At 47.7% G+C, this 17,612-nt stretch carries 8 protein-coding genes, 1 tRNA gene and 2 pseudogenes; 3 read left to right on the top strand and 8 right to left on the bottom strand.

What is annotated here, in order from left to right:
• Positions 1-6: 6 nt before the first annotated feature.
• Positions 7-984 (bottom strand): glycosyltransferase family 2 protein, encoded by a 978-nt coding sequence (locus KOL70_RS00260; RefSeq protein ID WP_104092622.1) that lies wholly within the window; start codon positions 982-984, stop codon positions 7-9.
• A gap of 1,203 nt (positions 985-2,187) precedes the next feature.
• Between KOL70_RS00260 and KOL70_RS00255 the strand changes: the two genes are divergently transcribed.
• Positions 2,188-4,086: a flagellin gene (locus KOL70_RS00255; RefSeq protein WP_215480050.1), complete on the top strand. Its 1,899-nt coding sequence runs from the start codon at positions 2,188-2,190 to the stop codon at positions 4,084-4,086.
• A 24-nt stretch (positions 4,087-4,110) separates the two neighbouring features.
• Here KOL70_RS00255 and KOL70_RS00250 read toward each other — a convergent pair whose 3' ends face one another.
• The gene (locus KOL70_RS00250) at positions 4,111-5,013 is read right to left on the bottom strand and encodes a LysR family transcriptional regulator (protein WP_215480049.1); all 903 of its coding nucleotides are present in this window, start codon (positions 5,011-5,013) and stop codon (positions 4,111-4,113) included.
• Positions 5,014-5,117: 104 nt separating this feature from the next.
• Between KOL70_RS00250 and KOL70_RS00245 the strand changes: the two genes are divergently transcribed.
• The gene (locus tag KOL70_RS00245; protein ID WP_104092619.1) at positions 5,118-6,536 is read left to right on the top strand and encodes an aldehyde dehydrogenase family protein; all 1,419 of its coding nucleotides are present in this window, start codon (positions 5,118-5,120) and stop codon (positions 6,534-6,536) included.
• 46 nt (positions 6,537-6,582) lie between these two features.
• Here KOL70_RS00245 and KOL70_RS00240 read toward each other — a convergent pair.
• A pseudogene (locus tag KOL70_RS00240) lies at positions 6,583-6,654 on the bottom strand (ArsB/NhaD family transporter); the annotation flags it as partial.
• Between the two features lie 220 nt (positions 6,655-6,874).
• On the opposite strand from KOL70_RS00240, the gene KOL70_RS00235 reads away from it, so the two are divergent.
• A complete protein-coding gene (locus tag KOL70_RS00235) occupies positions 6,875-10,684 on the top strand; it encodes an SIR2 family protein (RefSeq protein WP_254185825.1) in 3,810 nt (1,269 codons plus the stop codon).
• Between the two features lie 165 nt (positions 10,685-10,849).
• Here KOL70_RS00235 and KOL70_RS00230 read toward each other — a convergent pair whose 3' ends face one another.
• The 5 genes and pseudogenes from KOL70_RS00230 to KOL70_RS00210 all read right to left on the bottom strand — a co-directional run bounded on the left by KOL70_RS00230 (position 10,850) and on the right by KOL70_RS00210 (position 17,477).
• A complete protein-coding gene (locus KOL70_RS00230) occupies positions 10,850-11,572 on the bottom strand; it encodes a hypothetical protein (protein ID WP_215480048.1) in 723 nt (240 codons plus the stop codon).
• A gap of 92 nt (positions 11,573-11,664) precedes the next feature.
• A complete protein-coding gene (locus tag KOL70_RS00225) occupies positions 11,665-13,137 on the bottom strand; it encodes a hypothetical protein (RefSeq protein ID WP_215480047.1) in 1,473 nt (490 codons plus the stop codon).
• The gene (locus KOL70_RS00220; protein WP_254185824.1) at positions 13,082-15,655 is read right to left on the bottom strand and encodes a hypothetical protein; all 2,574 of its coding nucleotides are present in this window, start codon (positions 15,653-15,655) and stop codon (positions 13,082-13,084) included. Before KOL70_RS00220 ends, KOL70_RS00225 begins: the two co-directional genes overlap by 56 nt.
• Positions 15,656-16,055: 400 nt before the next feature.
• Positions 16,056-17,218, bottom strand: a pseudogene (locus tag KOL70_RS00215) (tyrosine-type recombinase/integrase).
• A gap of 183 nt (positions 17,219-17,401) precedes the next feature.
• Positions 17,402-17,477: transfer RNA gene (locus KOL70_RS00210), tRNA-Thr, on the bottom strand.
• Positions 17,478-17,612 lie beyond the last annotated feature (135 nt).

The raw sequence follows: 17,612 nt of genomic DNA, 5'->3' as shown, positions 1-17,612 counted from the left end.
GTGCGATTATTTCTCTGCCAGCCGGCGCAGCCGTGAAACCAGGCGCGGGCTAATGAAAAACAGCGCAAAATACAGGCTCCACGGATTAAATAGCGGTCCGGCGGTGCACCAGCTGCGGAAACTGCGGCGATAGAGCGTGATGTATTCATCAATAAAGGCGCGGCTCAGGCTGTCGCTGTGCAGCCCTTTGTGGATGTAAGACGCCGTGACTTTTAAATAGAGGTGGTAATAACAGCGATAATGCTGGTTCGATAAAAATGCTTTCATGCCGCTGAACGAGCGGGCAAAAGAGAAATGTTTTTCCCGCAGCGCCGAACGCGTGGCGGAGTGCGTGGATTTGACGTAGTGATAAACCACCCGCTGCGTCATCACTACCTGGCGATCCTGCTGCAGATGCAGGTAGTTCATGACAAACAGCAGGTCTTCGAAATTGGCGATCTCTTCGTTGAACCGCAGCCGGTGCTGACGAATGACATCGCCGCGAAACACCTTGTCGCAGATACCGTGGCGCGGATGGTAATAGAGCAGATCGTTAATCGCCGCCGATACCGACAGCGTGTGCGCCTGTTCACGGTTGGCGGGAAAATCCAGCGGGGCACCGTCCGGGTTGAAGTGTTGTGACTCACCCACCACCATCGCCGTTTCATCACTCATCAGCCGCACATACGTCGAGAAGGCCTGGGGCGGCAGAAAGTCATCGGCGTCTAAAAAACACAGCAGCCGGCCGCGCGAGGCGCGAATGCCCCGGTTGCGCGCCGCCGAGACGCCCGCGTTGGCCTGGCTGATAAGGTGGAACTGCGGATAACCGGCGTAACGCTGCAGGATCGCCAGCGAGTCATCGCTGGAGCCGTCATTAATAAAAATGGCCTCAAAGCGAATCTCATCCTGCTGCAGCAGGCTGTCGATGCATCTTTCCAGATAAGCTGCGGCGTTATACACCGGCACAATGACGCTAATCAGCACGTCGTTAACGGGAGTTTGCATATGACCTCAAAACATAATTTATCGCGGGTTAAACCCGCCGTGACAAAATAAAAATCGATACTGAACCGTTAATACTTAACGTTTAACGGCCCATGCTTTCATCCGGCTTAACATTAATACGGCGCTGTTTTCAGAGTTTCCTCAGCAAAATATGACCGCCGGAACACGTCTATTTTTTGCTGGAACCAGATAAGAATTTCGCTATATATTCAGGTCAGGTTCACCTGGCGATTTAAAGGGTAAAAACCGCAGGCTACCGCCCCTGGCTTACAGCGACCAGCGTGCTGGAATTCTCTTTGGTGTATTTTCAGGCGTAAAGAAGGGGCGCTGCACTCCGCAGAGTTCAGTGATTTATCAGCCAGTTAGCCCCAACGCTTCCTGCACAGCAACGTATTTATTGCGTTGCTGCCGGGTAAAACATTTATCAGATAGAGGTTTATTCGTTATCCTGATCGGCGCTACCTCTCCAGCTATTTTTTGCCGCATCAGGAAAACGGGAACTGCCGACCGCGGTTGAAAAGGTGCATCTTTCGACGGGCCTTCGCAACGAGCGTTACGACATTAACGATATTTGCTGTATGCCCTGCACTTTTATTACGCCGTGATGTATGTTGCGCGGCGCGAGGTGCAAGTGGCGTTAATTCAGTCCGGCTATCGCAGCCGGACTGCAAATGGCACAAGGCCAAAAATTGCGATCTGATTCAAAACTTTTACCGCATTCTTACCAGGCGCAGTTATAAGGTCAATGCCTTCCAGACCAAAACGGAATTTACTCACCCGCCCCGCCACAATATTTCGCGCTGAATGATTAGCATGGATAAAGCGCAACCGCGGCGATTGATAAGGGCGGCGCGCGCTGCTGACCAGGAATAAGAGCAGGGAAACCGGCGGATAAGTCCAGTAGCGTCCTAAGCGGTTGTTATCGCAATGGGTTACGCCCTCGCCGTCCCGCTTAAGCAGTAATAATCTTTATTCATTGTGCTGACCTGCTATTTTTAGTAGTCGTCAAGCCCAGCCTCTATAAATTAGCGCCGTGCGAAAAAATACAGATCCTTACCGCAGCACAAACTCAACTTAGCGAGATTTCATGCTGCTTATTTTAACAATCAGCGCTTCGCTGACGTGACTTAGGCCAAATATTTTTTTAAAGAAAGCCGGTAAATGCCGATAACGCTATCAGTGTATTTATCAGTGAGCCCGGAAATGATCAGCCTGCAAACCAATCTGTCTGCCCTCAACGCCGGCAAGCAATCTGCCAGAAGTGGCGCGGCGCTGGGCGATGCGATCCGCCATTTATCGTCGGGTATGCGCATCACCAGCGCGCGTGACGATGCGGCAGGTCAGGCGATTGGTAACCGTTTTAGCAGCCAGCAGAACGGCCTGGCGGTGGCGCAGCGTAATACCGGTGACGGCCTGTCACTGGTCGAAACCGCGGAAAGCGCGCTGGATGAGATCAATAACCGCCTGCAGCGGATTCGCCAGCTGGCGGTTCAGGGATTAAACAGCACCAATTCGCAGAGCGACTCAGACGCCATTCAGGCGGAGATTAACCTCAATCTGAAAGAGATTGACCGGCTCAACACCAGCAGCAGCTTTAACGGCATCAGGCTGCTGGATGGCAGCGCCGGTAAGCTGGGATTCCAGGTGGGCGCTAATGACAACGAGAAAATCAGTCTCGACCTGTCGGCGCCCGGCTTCAGCGTGGAGGCACTGGGACTTAAGGATTTGGTGATCAGCGGCATCAGCGGCAAAGTGACCAATGTCACCACCCTCACCGGCCTCGCCACCAATATGGCGTTCAGCAACCCGGCGATTACCGTAAACTATGTGCCCGCCAGCGGCTCACCGCAGCTGGTGCGCAGCAGTGGTGATAACCGCCAGTACGTGCAGAGCAGCGACGCCGACGGCAAGCCGGTCTATTATCTGGCCGCCGTCAGTGCGCGCTGGGACACCGCCACGGCTGCCGGTAACGTCTCGATTAGCCGCAGCAATCCGGCGCCGCTGTACAGCAACGTCAGCAGCATTGCGTCGCGCACCATCCCGGCGGTTAATTTTCAGGACAGCAGCGGCAGCGCGCTGAGCACCACGCCCGCAGCCACGTTAACGCAGGATAATGGCCAGTATTATATTGAGCAGAACAACAGCTGGTATCCGGCCACGCTCAGCTTTGGCAGCAGCGGCGCGGTAACGGCACGCATGACCGGCGGTGCCGCCAAAACCGACAGTGATTTCGCGACCCTGCCGACCACGGTGACCGACACGCCGGCGATCGACACCAGCACCGCCAGCCTTAGCTTCAGCGATGCCAGCGGCAACGCGGTGAGCAATGGCCGTCTGCTGCGCACCAGCGGCGGGCAGTATGTAATGGAAGTGGATAACGGCGGCGGTAACTACCAGTATTATAACGCCGCCGTCAGCGCGACCTCGGATGGCACCAGTAATGCCCTGAGCATCGTCGCGACCAGCGCCAGCAGCATTAATAGCTTCAGTGCGGTAAACAGCGTGACCGGCACCTCTTACATCACGCTCGATCCGGCCAATGTGGATGTGCGCTATACCGATGTCGATGGCAACAGCAGTAATGATGTGCTGAAACTCGACGCCGACGGCAATTACTACATGGATGTGCCGAACGGCAATCTGGATAAAACCGCCACCTTCGTGCGCAGTGACAGCAGCGGCAACCTGATGCTGAAAACCCTGCAGGGCGTGGGTGACGTGCAGATTTACTTCCAGGCGGCTTTGTCGTCAGTGACCGATGCCTCCACCAACTTTACGACGCTGCGCGTGGCCGAGACCGGTTCAGAGATCCGCCTGAAACATCCGGACGATCCGCTTGCCACGCTGGATCGCGCTATCGGGCAAATCGACAGTCAGCGCACCCGTCTGGGCGCCGTTGCTAACCGGCTGCTCTCGGCGCAAACGCTGCAGGGTAACGCCACCGCCGCGATTGCGGCATCGCGTTCCCGTATTGAGGATGCGGATTACGCCACAGAAGTCTCCAGCCTGTCGCGTCAGCAAATTCTGCAACAGGCCAGCAGCGCCCTGCTGGCGCAGGCTAATCAGCTGCCGCAGCAGGTGCTGAAGTTACTGAACGCCTGATAAAGGACGTCATCCGGCTTCAGATCAGGCAGAAGCATCACGCTGCTCACGCACAAATTCGGTGAGCGCCCGCAGCGCCGGCGGCACCAGCCGGTGTCCCGGATAGTAAAGGCAGAGCGCACCGAGAGGCACCTGCCAGCCGGGCAACAGGTGCACCAGTCGGCCCGCCTGCACATCCGCCGCAACCTGCTGTTCCGTCATGCAGGCAATGCCCAGCCCCGCCAGCGCCGCCTGGTGGATGGCGCTCATGTCGCTGGCCGCCATACGCGGCTCGCCCTGCAGCCGATAACGCTGCTGCTGCTGGCTCAGCTCCCAGCGGTAAACGCTGCCGTCCGCCATACGCATACACAGGGTTTGATGCTGATCGAGCGCCTCTGGCGTCTGCGGTGTGCCCGCGTGTGCGAGGTAGACTGGCGCGGCCACCACAATCATGCGCATTTCCGGCGTCAGCCTGACGGCAATCATATCGCCCGGCACATCTTCTGCCAGCCGAATGCCGGCATCGAAGCCGTCGGCCACGATATCCACCCGCTCTTTCTGGCTGTAAATATCGACGCGAATGCGTGGATAGCGCTGCAGGAACGGCAGCAATATCGATGCGTACCATAGCGCGCTGCTCTCGGGCGGCACGTTGAGACGCAGCATGCCGGCCGGATCGCCCGGATCGCTGCCGGCTTCCTCAGCCGCGCTGCGGATCATCGCCAGCGCTGGCACAATTTTCTCGCTGAAACGCCGTCCGGCATCGGTCAGCGCGACGCTGCGCGTGGTGCGGTTGAAAAGCCGCACGCCCAGTCGTTTCTCCAGCGCGGCAACCGCATTGGTCACCGCCGAAGGCGACATCTCCAGCTCGCTGGCCGCCGCTTTAAAGGTGCCGCGCCGCGCGACCGCCAGCACAATTTCCAGTTCAGTCAGACCTGTCCGGTTCATCAATTATTCCGTTTCGCGCAATACCCTTTGCAGGCGGAGGCGGATTATCGCCGCCGATGGTGCGTGCTACTTTGCCGCCACGCAACATGCAAAGGAGCATAGCCATGCACATGATTGAACACATCTATATCAACGGCCAGTTTGTCACTCCTGACGGCGATGAATGGCTGGATATTATCAAACCTGCCGACGGCAGCGTAATCGGTAAAGCGCGTCTGGCCGATGCGCAGGATGCTGAACGCGCGATTGCGGCGGCAGCGGCGGCGTTTCCCGCCTTCGCCGCGACCACGGTGGAGCAGCGCATCACCCTGCTGGAACAGATGTACCATGCGGTTAACGGAGCCGAAAGCAAGCTGCGCGCGGCGATCCTTGAGGAGTACGGCGCGCCCACCGCACGCTCCGAGTGGATGAGCCGCTATCCGGCTGACGTGATTCTGCAGGTCATTGAAGAGCTGAAACGCTATCCGTTTGTACAACAGGCAGGCCGCGCGCAGGTGCAGATGCTGCCGCTCGGCGTTGCCGGCCTGATCACACCATGGAACAGCAACGCGGGCTTTATCTGCCATAAACTAGCCACCGCGATTGCCGCAGGCTGTACCGCCGTGATCAAACCCAGCGAGTTCAGCCTGTTGCAGACCCAGGTGATCACCAGGGCGCTGCACACCGCCGGTTTGCCTGCGGGGGTGTTTAATATCGTCACCGGACGTGGTGCCAGCGTCGGTGAAGCCCTGAGCCGCAGTCCGCAGGTGGCGAAAATCTCCTTCACCGGCTCGACCGCCACCGGCAAAGCAATTCTGCGCAGCGCCGCCGACACCTTTAAACGCGTCACGCTGGAGCTGGGCGGTAAATCACCGACGCTGATTTTGCCGGATGCCGATGCCGCGCAGGCAGCCGGGCTGGCGGTTCAGGCTGGCTTTATCAATAGCGGCCAGGCCTGTATTGCTGGCACGCGTATTCTGGTGCCGGAGCAGCGCAAGGCCGAGTTCGAACAGGCGCTGACGGCGGCAGTCGCTGCGGAGGTCTCCGGCGATCCTGCTGACGCGCGCACCACCATCGGGCCGATGGTCAACGAGAAACAGTGGCAGCGCGTGCAGCACTATATTGCGCTTGGCGAACAACAGGGCGCGCGCCTGCTGACCGGCGGCAGCGGCCGCCCGGACGGGCTGCACCACGGCTGGTATATCCGCCCGACGCTGTTCAGCGATGTCACCAATGAAATGCCGCTGGCGCGCGAAGAGATTTTTGGCCCGGTGCTGAGCATCCTGACCTACCGCGATGAAGCCGAAGCCATCGCCATGGCCAACGACAGCGATTACGGCCTGTCGGCACTGGTGATCGGTGCGGATGAACAGCATGCGCGCAACGTGGGAGAACAGCTGATCGCTGGCCGCGTGATGATCAACACGCTGGCTCACGAACCGCGCGCGCCGTTCGGCGGTTTCCGCCACTCCGGCATCGGCCGGGAAATGGGACAGGCGGGTATCAGCGCGTTTCTGGAACCGCGGGCGCTGATTGCTGGTTAAGGATGAGGTGAGCGCTGCAGTTGATCACACTGCGGCGCAGGTCAAAGCTACCAATAGGTGTAATTTTCGGTCCCAGATCGGAGCCAATCACGTTGGCATAAATCATCGCCTCTTTGATAGCGCATCATACTGCCAGCGGAATAACTCTCTTCGTCAATAGGGTTCTCGCTGTACGCTTACCCATCTAGAGAGGTTTCAGGTGATTATCGATGTCAGAAGACTGAATGATTCAGTCGTTTACTTTGAGATAGATCAGAGGTTTTTCACTACCTGTGTTCATCACATGGCTACGAATAGTAGAATCCAAGCATAAATTAACGCTTAGAAAAGTTGAGCTCATGAGATTCAACCCTGAAGGGCCTTCCATACCCGATATCCTCTTAGAACGCTGTGATACAGGGCGAGTTGTATTTCTTTGTGGCGCAGGGGTTTCATTACCTTCAGGGATGCCAAGCTTTGTAGAGCTTACCCAGCATGTAATTGAATACTTTGACCCACCACACGATTCAGAAATCATGGCTGCATTTCGCCCATGGCTTCACGACCAATCTTCGGCGAATGTCCCTCTCGACCAAATTTTCAACCTCCTACATCTGGAATATGGCAAGGATGAGGTGAATGCTTTGGTATCAAAGCGTCTGGGGACTACAAGAACTGACATAGAGGTTGGACGCGAGCATGCTCTGATTAAAAGAATTTCCTCAAATCAGAGTGGAGTTCCACAGATTGTCACAACGAACTTTGACCGACTGTTCGAGGTTAACCAAGCGCAAGATAATCTAACTCGATATGTGCCGCCAGCTTTCCCAAATCTGAATTTCGGTTCGACAATTGAGGGAATTACATATCTTCACGGCCGTCTGGTCGACGAAAATGCTGTAAACCATCCTTATGTGCTGAGCAGTGCAGACTTTGGTCGAGCATATCTTTCAGAAGGATGGGCGACCAACTTTATTAAGCTTCTTCTGGAACGATACATTGTTGTTTTGGTCGGTTATCAGGCAGAAGACCCACCAGTTAAATACCTCCTTCAGGGTCTCAATCATGATGGACAGTATGATCGTTCCAGACTTTATGCATTTGATCGCGGCCTTGCTGAGGATATCGAAGCCAAATGGCGTGACAGAGGAGTTACAGCCATAGCCTATTCCGATCATCCGGCCCTTTGGAGGACTTTGGAAGCATGGGCTGAGCGAGCAGATGATCCACGTCGATGGCGAGCTTCTATTATCGCTAAAAGCCAGCAAGATCCGAAAATTCTAGCGCCGTATGAACGTGGCCAAATTGCCCATATACTTCGCACTGCACAAGGTGCGAGATTATTCTCTGAAGCTATTCCACGTCCTCATCCTGAATGGATTTGTGTGATGGATGCAAATATTCGGTCAGCCAAACAGAAGAAAAGATACTACGAACATGATGACAATGATGCAGAGACCTTCGATCCACAAGGAGCTTATGGGCTTGATGACGATCTGCAAGATATCTCTGATGATGAACGTAAACGTGGAGTGAGTAACGACAATCTCCTTGAATGGCGCGACGAAGATGATAATCCGTCAGATTACCATCGCTTGGCTGGATGTTTGGAGACAATGCCGAAACGATTGAGCCATCTCATGGCCTGGTTCTGCAAATCTCTTGATAGCCCCGTGATGGCTTGGTGGGCTATCCGAAAAATCAGCATTCATCCTCTACTACTACAAAATATTGAACGTAATATTGAGCATTCAACATCTATCCACAAACGCTCTCGTCAACTGTGGAGCTTAATTCTTGAACATCATAAAGATCCCCGCAATCGTCGTTATGACGTCGATTGGTACAACTTAAAAGATCGAATTACAAACCGAGGCTGGACAGCTGGTGTTTTACGAGAGTTTCGTAGGGTAATGACACCCCGATTGGAAATGAAATTGCCGTATGGATTGGGTGAAGTCAGACCGCCAAGCGGCTCCTGGGAGGAAATTCAGTTCAGCGAACTAGGCCAATTTGAAGTTGTGTTCACCGAAAGACATGATGACGATTTAGACGTACCTGACAATGTATTACTACAAGTATTTAGTGCTTTAGAAGCGCAAATAATAATTGCCTCCGGAATATTAGAGGATATTGATACGTACTACTTTCCAAGCCCAAGTTGTTATCCAGAACGTGCGGTTGAAGGAGAAGAACATTTCGCGAAAGGTGCGGAGGTATTGACATGGTTTGCCAACCTTTTAGACCGAGTTGTTATGAAGTGGCCAGAATTGGCTAAGGCACACGTAACAACTTGGCCAGTAAAGGAGCCATTTTTCTTCCGAAAGCTTAGACTTTATGCATACAGTAAAACAGGCATCTTTGAGGCTGACCGTGTTGCCGAAGAGCTTTTGTCTTTGGATCAAAGTGAATTTTGGGACACAAATGTTACCCGCGAACTTCTTTTTCTGCTCACTGATCGTTGGGAAGAATTCTCGCAAGAAAATCAGAATCGAATTATAGAGCATAATTTAACCGGCCCGAACCATTTACTTTATTTTCCTGAGGAAGACATTCCAAAACAAAGGGAGATACTAGTAGCTAGATACGCTCGCTATCTCGAACTAAGCGGCTGTAAAATATCCACTATTCATCGTGACCAACTAACTGCGATGATTAAAAGAATTCCTGACTGGAATGATGGCTGGGCTACATCTGTTGTCATCAATTGGGGTTCACGGACAGGTTGGGTTCGTACAGACGAAAAGCCAGATATAATCTTAGATCTTCCAGCAAACGAAATAATCCCAAAAGTAAAAGAGATACTTAAACGAGAAGATGACAGCTTTACTAGTAGGCAACCTTTTGTCGGATTGATAAAAGAAAACCCGCGTAAGGCTTTGTCTGCACTAGCTATTGCAGGAAGAGGCGGTGATTACCCTAAGGAATTTTGGTCGCCAATGATAAGTGAATTACCTAAAGATCTTAAACCAAGGGTGAGACGAGTATTCCTGAACCGAATTGTGCGGTTGCCAGTTACAGCTTTGGTCGAGTTACGACATACATTAAGTAACTGGCTTGAACAAAATTTAGTTGCGACTCTTGAATTTGATGAGGATCTCGGGTGGGCAGTTTACGATCATGTCATAGAGGGCATACTGAGCGGTGGGGCTGATGCAACACGGAGTGGTTTCGGAGAAGTTATCCGAAATGGTGAGGTTGTAATACAGTCTCGGCGTACATTCAGCCATGCAATCAATGGTCCTGTCGGTAAATGTACTCAAGCGCTTTTTCAAGTAATGCCAAGTGAAGAAAAAAAAGCTGGCTCGCTTATTCCGTATTCTATTAAGTCTCGTATTGAACGTCTTTTTACTGCACCAGGAGAAGGTGCGGACCACACTATAGCTATAACGACTCGCAATCTAAATTGGCTAATGTTTGTTGATCCTGCATGGGCAAAAGAATGGCTTATACCTATTTTGGACTTAAAACATCCTGCAGCAGAACCTGCATGGAATGGTTATCTTCATTGCAATGATATGCCTTCGATTGCAGTAGCTGAACTTATTAAACCCTGTTTTCTTAACCTTATACCTTGGATCGAATCTCTTTCGTGGGAAAAAGATTATTCAGTTCGAGCTTCGCAATGGCTTGGTTTAATGAGAATGTTTCACCCTGATGAGCCCTCCAGTCCTTCCAGGAATGAAATGCGATCCATATTACGAGAATTATCTGACGAGGCTCGAAATCGGTTTATTTCCTGGTTAGGATTGGTCGGGAAGAAAAACGAGAGTGGCTGGGTTAAGTATGTGATCCCATTAATCAGAGAGGACTGGCCCAAAGAACGCCAATATAGAACCACGAGCTCTGTAAAAGCATGGGTTGGTTTACTTGACGATACTGGCGATAAGTTTCCGGAGGTTTACGATTCAGTAAAAACATACTTAGTACCAATCGAGACAATTGATCACTTGTTCTACAGATTCACTAGGGAGCTCGGTGGTAAAGAAGCAATTGCAGCTATTTTTCCAGAAACCACACTTGATTTAATGGACAAAATAACACCACAGAAATTCACGCGTACTTCAGGTGAGCTGCAGAGAATTCTAGAACTAATTGAAGATACAGATACAAGTCTGACCAAGGATTCGCGGTACTTACGGCTTATTGCACTAGTTGAGAACAATTAGCCTTTATGGTTTTTTACCATTGTTGATTACTCATCAATCAGCAAAAAATTTCGACATGCCGTAGCGCTTAACGTCTGTTATTGACTAAGAGAAGAAGCAGGCGTTAAAGTTTGGTTAAAGGAGCGCCTCTCATCATTCCTTCTGGTATAAATAATTTATGGAGTATTATTGAAATTGCTCAAATATACCATGCAACTCAATAAACTTTATTTTTAGCTCAGGATCATGCCTTAGAACAGTCTCCAGTGAGTTACTCTCATAAATTATTGGTTGCGATTGTATTGAGCCGTTCCATGATGGCAAAAGCAATAAAGCAGAAGTATCCAAATCAATACCCCACCAATCGTTAACGTAGCAATTTAAAAAATCCACAAGAGCCTTGATCGCAATAAAAGCATCTTTTTCAGTATATGTTTCAGGATCAAGTGATATACCTGATATATTACTTTTAACTTGTTCGGAGTGACTATTAGACTGGTGTTGATAAGCGATTTTTCCTTCACCCGGTTTTGTTTCTATTGTATCAGTGAAAATTTTAATCTTGGGATGTACCAATGCATTTCGTTGTGCTATTAATTCTTTTATTATTTGTGTTTGAGTGGTTCCACGAGGTAAAGATATGTCTTTATGCCATTGAAGAGTATAGTCAAATTTATCAAGTGAAGATAATCTGTCAATTTGATCCTTTAACTTTTGCGATATTTCTATAGAAGATAAAAATGAATTAGCTGCAGCCTCAATAGCGTAGTTAATTGAAAGTATACTTGATTTTGCAAGTGTTTTTTTGATGTGTGTTTTTTGTGTTGCTACTGATAATTCATAAAGAGTTATTGCATCAGAAAAAAGCTCAAAAAAGCTGTTCTTGGTTATTTCCACTTTTCTTTTCACACGCAGCCCTCTGCATAAAACAAAATAAAATCATATAGACAGAATACAATTTCCTATAATCTTTATATTCTACTAATTGTTGATATAAATGGCTATCGAGAATAAGAACTGGGTTTAGGTAAACCACCTCTGACGACGACAACAACAATTGCAACTTGAGATTGACCTGTTGGATGTGTGAATACTTCAATATCATCCTCTATTACTCCCACCGGCGCTGATTTTGACGTTGATTCCAGAACAACCAAAATACCGATACGCTTACCTAATCCAATGGCATAAGCTGCTGTTTGATCGAAATATTTTTGAAAATCCTTGGGGAAAAGAACCTTATTATTTTCAACTTTTAGTTCTATCGGAATGTCTTCAAATGTGAGATCCGTTATCCCGCCAGCAGCCTCTGGATGGCCTTGTAAGTTCTCGCCAATATCATTCCTACTTCTAAGCATTTCGGCTATTTTACGCTGAAATTTTTGCTCTGATGTGCCAGCAATAAATAAACTAGCTTTAAGAGCTTGTGCTGCAACATTTCCTAAGCCGCCAAGTATAACCATTGTATTAGCAATGTCATCTGAGTGTAATCCAGGGAAAGCTCGTAATATGTTACGAATTTTTATAAGATGCCTATCGACGTTTGAAAATCCAGTTAATGGAGCTTGAGCGGAATCACTACCTTCAAGTAATAAGCGCCTATGTCCTACGATAGCAATATTTTGGCAATTACTTAAATTGTCAAACTCGGCAGCATATAGGAATTCGTAAGGTCTCGAGCCAAATGAATTTGCCACTTCCAAGACGACACGACCGATCCCCTTCAGTGTGAAGGGGCCCTTCCCCTCTGGTTTCTCAAATCTAAAATCAGGCAACCAGTCTCGCTCACGAGTATCAATTGTCACTGGCTTTAATGAGAGGAAATTTGCACTTTTTGGCCAATTTGAAACCCTGACCTCTATGTTAAGGTCATAAGCCGTACCCGGCTTGAGATAATTCCATTGCTGAGCTGGTTCCCCATCAATATCAAACTTTAGAAATGCAACTGTTGATTCTTGCGTTTTATTCTCTTTCGTCCCTTTACTAGATATTCCTTGCCTAATCCCCTCAATATTTTTATTGCGAAGATTTGCGAATAAGAGTAGTGGCAATGACCAGCTTGTTAACTGGTCTTGTATTTTTTTTAATGAATCTAATTTACTGATTGAACGGACTTGCTCTATAAACTCATTAAATTGTTTGTTCTCCGAAAGACTCGTCGTCATGTCGATCTCTGATGCTTTTAATTGTGCTGAATTTAAAAACCTTTGAGCATCAGTCTCAGCATTACGTATAGCATGTTTCCACTCAGCTAGAGTTACAAATATAGTCATTGCTATGTAATATGCACGATATTGATCTTCAACATATCCCTGACCGAGCTCATCGAGCGTTTCATTGAGCTTTTGACACGCTTCTTTAAGTTTCACCAAGTCATTCGGAATGGACTTGAGTGCACCATCCAACGCTGCTGCAATCTCAACTCTCGGAGAAAAAGCTTGGCGGAAAATCTCGAAACTTGGCTCGTTCTTCATATTCTTTCTCCAACTCAGCCGTAAGGCCATTCCATTTTTCAATTAAGTCATTACAGGGTTCGCAAACACTTATGGCATGTTCAATGCTAGCTGCTTCTGTAACTAAAGCAGCCTTAAGTTTCCATTGTGTATTTCTTTCATCATTTGGAATTTTTTCCAGTAGTTCCTTTAAACAAACATTTGCAGTTACGTTATCACCACACTTGCTTAACGCAGCCACGTACACTAATGCTTCAATAAATTGTTGAGGTTTAAATGGTTTCAGAACATTGAATGCTTTTTGGAGATCGTCTTTACAATTTAGAAGCTCATCATGTGGCGCTTTTAATATCACTGAGATGCAGTCATCAATAGAAATACTGCGAGTATACTTATCCTGAATTGCTTTGAGTGCGACTTTGACAAAACCGGGAATATCATCAAAACGAAAACGCAATCGATTGATAGCATCATAAAGTGCACTTCCTTCTAAAATTAATAATATATTAGAAAGAAGCAATCCAATTTTTCCCTTTCTCTCTTCATCTGATAAGCAAAGAGAAGCAAAAACGTCAATGCATTCTACAATGAAATTATCTTTTTTATCTTGTTGAGTATAATAGCAAATTAGATTCCATAGCCGGGATCTCACAAGTCCCCGTTTCTCCTCAGGAAAAGATCTACGGCTCAAAGCGCGAACAGTATACTGATGCACCATAACATATTGATCTAATAGCAAGACTGAATATGCTTCGAAGAATAAATCTGGGAAATTCTTCACTAAATCATAGGGAACATTTTCCCACGCTTCTACGGCACGTGCTCGAATCAATGTACTCTCATCCATAAGAGCACGATACCAATCAGAGAGCACTAGTGTTAGGCTGTCAATACCAGTTAATAACTTAGAAACATGGGCAATCATGTTCCCACGCATTTGAGTTTGTTCTTCTGGTAAGCTTCTATAGAGCTGAAGAAAATCATCGATTCCTTCACTCCCTCTAGATTTTGCTCCAATCGCAGCCCATTCAATCAATGCACCCTGTAAGTCATCAATAGCATTACGCTTATTACTTTTATCTAAATGATCTAGAAAACTCTCATTTATTTCTATGATTTTTTCTTTATTCAACGTCTCAAATTTCTCGCTTAGCGTTGCAGCCGCTCCGATCAAATCGTCAAAATTATCAACTGCAAGCTCAGCAAATTCGTCCCAAGAGTGTCTAAAGAATTGTCCTGCATCATCCATGCTATCCTCTGGATTATCCACTGCAGCCCAGAGCAAACGCCTAAAAGCTATTTTTTGCGTCTTTCCTATTTTACTTTTTTTTCTATAGTTATTGCGCAGTACAGATCTGTAAGCTCTATTGGCCTCATGTCTCCCAATATCATCTTTGTCAGCAAGATAGGATTGAATAACTTTATCGCTTTCATCGGGAAATCTATCTAAGCATTTCGTAGCAGCCTTCCGAAGAAAGAAAAGAATGCTGCTATCTCTCCGCTCCTCCGGGAGTAGAGTCCGTCGACGCATAAGCTTAGCAAATATACTTCTAATATGTCTTAGAAGCAGCTCATCATCATCCGATGCAATAATTATCTCAATAGCAAATTGAAATTTTCCCCGGTGAGTATCTTTTATGTATTCATCAACAACATCACAGATATCAGCTTGTCTTTTTTTTAAAAGTGACTGAATGGGGCCTTTATTAAGTACTTTTCGCTCAAATGTACCAATCATCATTCCAGGAGGCGATTCAACAGCCATTCTAACAAAGTGGTAAAGGACTTCTAAGAAATCATCTTCAGATAGATTCTCTGCTTCCAAGAGGGTTGCTTCTATAGCAGGTGGACAATATTCGTAGTTGTTTATTAAATATACTGAAATTGCCAGTTTTTCCGCTTGTGATAATTCAGTTCTTATTAAAGCTTTTGCTGCTGGCATTGAATATGGCAATTTCTCATGTAACACTGCAGGCAACAAGTGTTCAATTATTTTACTTGTAAATGTCTCAGGTGCCAGATTAGCAAGTTGTTCCAAACGGGGATCGTTGTTCTCTATATCTTCTTGATCGAGTTCATCAAGCAAATCAAGTACAAATGTTTCTTCTAGAGTAAGTGAAAGACGTAATACTGCTCGCTCTTGTTGTCTATTGAGCTGCTTCTGCTTTCTCTGCCTTTCTTCTTCTTTGCGAGCCAAATTTCGTTCTTCGGCAGATTTTTCTCTTGGGCCTACAAACTCTAAAATATTGGGAAATCCCACCGGAATCCGTTGATTACAATGTTTACAGTTCTGTTTATAGAAGCTGTAAACCGAGTCTTCCAGAAGCCAGCTAAGCATTGAACTTTGCTTAACAAATTTGCATTGAACTCCCATGTGACCAATGGGTAACCCTGTTTCAGCCTCAATCATGCCTCTCCCCTCTGATCGAATAAATTCAGAGTGAGAACACCAGTTACTAAGTAGGTGTACAGCACGGAGATTTCGTTGACCAGCTTCGATTGCCTCTTCAAATCTTTTTTTATCTTCAAAATCATCCATTTAGATAACACCCTTATAAGAAACATGTACTCATCTAAAATGCTGTAACCGGATTATTATACCTAAAACAATGAATGCTGTGTATTATGAAATGTGATATAAGTAAATTAGTTACATATAAAAACCAACTCACATCCAAAGGGATAGTATTTCGAGGTTTGTAGCATCATTAAATGTGAACTTATTTATCGCCCCTCAAGTTAACTAATAAATAAGTTATAATTTACATATACTTCTGGAATTTAGAAACCTTATATCTAATAGTTGAGGAAGTTAATAATCTACTTAAATGTGCTTCATAAAAAATAATTATTATTTTCAGCCCCTCCATTTTGGAGGAGCAATAATTGTATAGTTTTCCTGTATTCCTAACGATCCAGTTAGGCTTAGAGAAATCTAATTATGAAGCACTCCTGATAGCAACCCTTCCAACTTTATCAATATAATCCGTATACCACTGCATCATCTCTCTCCTGCCTTCCAAATACAGCGCATGGTTGTACGTCCCGCGAATCGCATTCTTATCGACATGCGCAAGCTGGGTTTCAATCCATGCCGTATTAAACCCTTCCTCATGCGAAATCGTACTCATCGTGTGGCGGAAACCGTGCCCCGTTACCTTCCCCGTATATCCAATCCGCTTAAACACCTGATTGATACTCGCTTCACTCATCGTCTTGCGGGGATCATTACGTCCCGGGAACACCAGTGGATATTGCCCTGACATGACTTTGAGTTGCTGTACGATTTCCAGCGCTTGGGTAGAGAGGAGGACAAGGTCAGGCCGTTTCGTCTTCATACGCTCTGCAGGGATTTCCCACACCGCTTTCTCATGATCAAACTCACTCCAGAAAGCACCTCGAAGCTCGCCGGTGCGAACTCCCGTAAGGATCAGCAAACGTGCGGCAAGAACAACCAGCGGGCTGCCTGTATAGTCAGAAAGAGCTTTAAAGAAGTCTGGTAACTCCTCAACGGTAAGGAAGGGATAATGCTTCGATTCATGCCCTGACATCGCGCTGGTTAGATCCGCAGTCGGATTGTATTCCACACGACCGGTAACTATGGTGTAGCGAAAGACTTCGCGGCAGCGCTGGCGAACCTTCTTGGCCTTCTCTGTCGCACCACGGCTTTCCATCCGACGCAGAACAAGAGGCTTAATTTCGTTGACTGGCTGCTGACCGATATAGGGGAAAATATCTTTATTGAAAGCTTCGATAATGTCGGAGGCATACCTTCTGACCATCGGCTCACCTTCGTTCCGTGCCATTCAAGTGCCACAGCCTGAAACGTATTATTGAGCTGCACATCGCGAACCAACTTTTATTCTTTCTTAGCAAACGATGGATCGATACCTTCGGCCAGTCTTTTCTTGGCTTCATCACGTAGTGCCCTCGCTTGTGCAATGGACACTGCCGGATAGACACCAAAAGCCATACGCTTCTCTTTTCCATTGAAGCGATACTTCATCCGCCAATATCTGGAACCAGAAGGAACAACCTCAAGATACAAACCAGCAACATCTGCCAGCTTATAGGCTTTCTCTATGGGATTAGCAGTGTCTATCTGTCATGCGTTTAGCTTCATTAGGGACATATCCCTGGGCCGAACACAGAATCCCCTACTTATGCCCCCAGCTATAACTTGATTCCGGTTGAGTCCAGTTGATAACAGGAGACAAGATACGGGCTTGGAGCCGCAGTACACGGGCTTTAAGTTGATTTCGGTAGACCTGGGAAGTGTTTGAAATGGTGCCGGAAACAGGAGTCGAACCTGCGACCTTCGCATTACGAATGCGCTGCTCTACCAACTGAGCTATACCGGCATTGAGGCGGGAACTACGGGGAGTAAACATAGAAAAATCGGGGGGATGAGTCAAGATGGTGCCGGTTAAGTGCTGCGTTTTTCAGCATCACCCGGGCTGGCCTTAGTTTTGACGCGGAATAACCGCGGCGGATCA

This window comes from Pantoea sp. B270 (genome assembly GCF_018726825.1).
Lineage (GTDB): Bacteria > Pseudomonadota > Gammaproteobacteria > Enterobacterales > Enterobacteriaceae > Pantoea > Pantoea dispersa.
The sequence above is the reverse complement of the archived record's forward strand: the minus strand, read 5'-3'. Positions and strand labels throughout refer to the sequence as shown.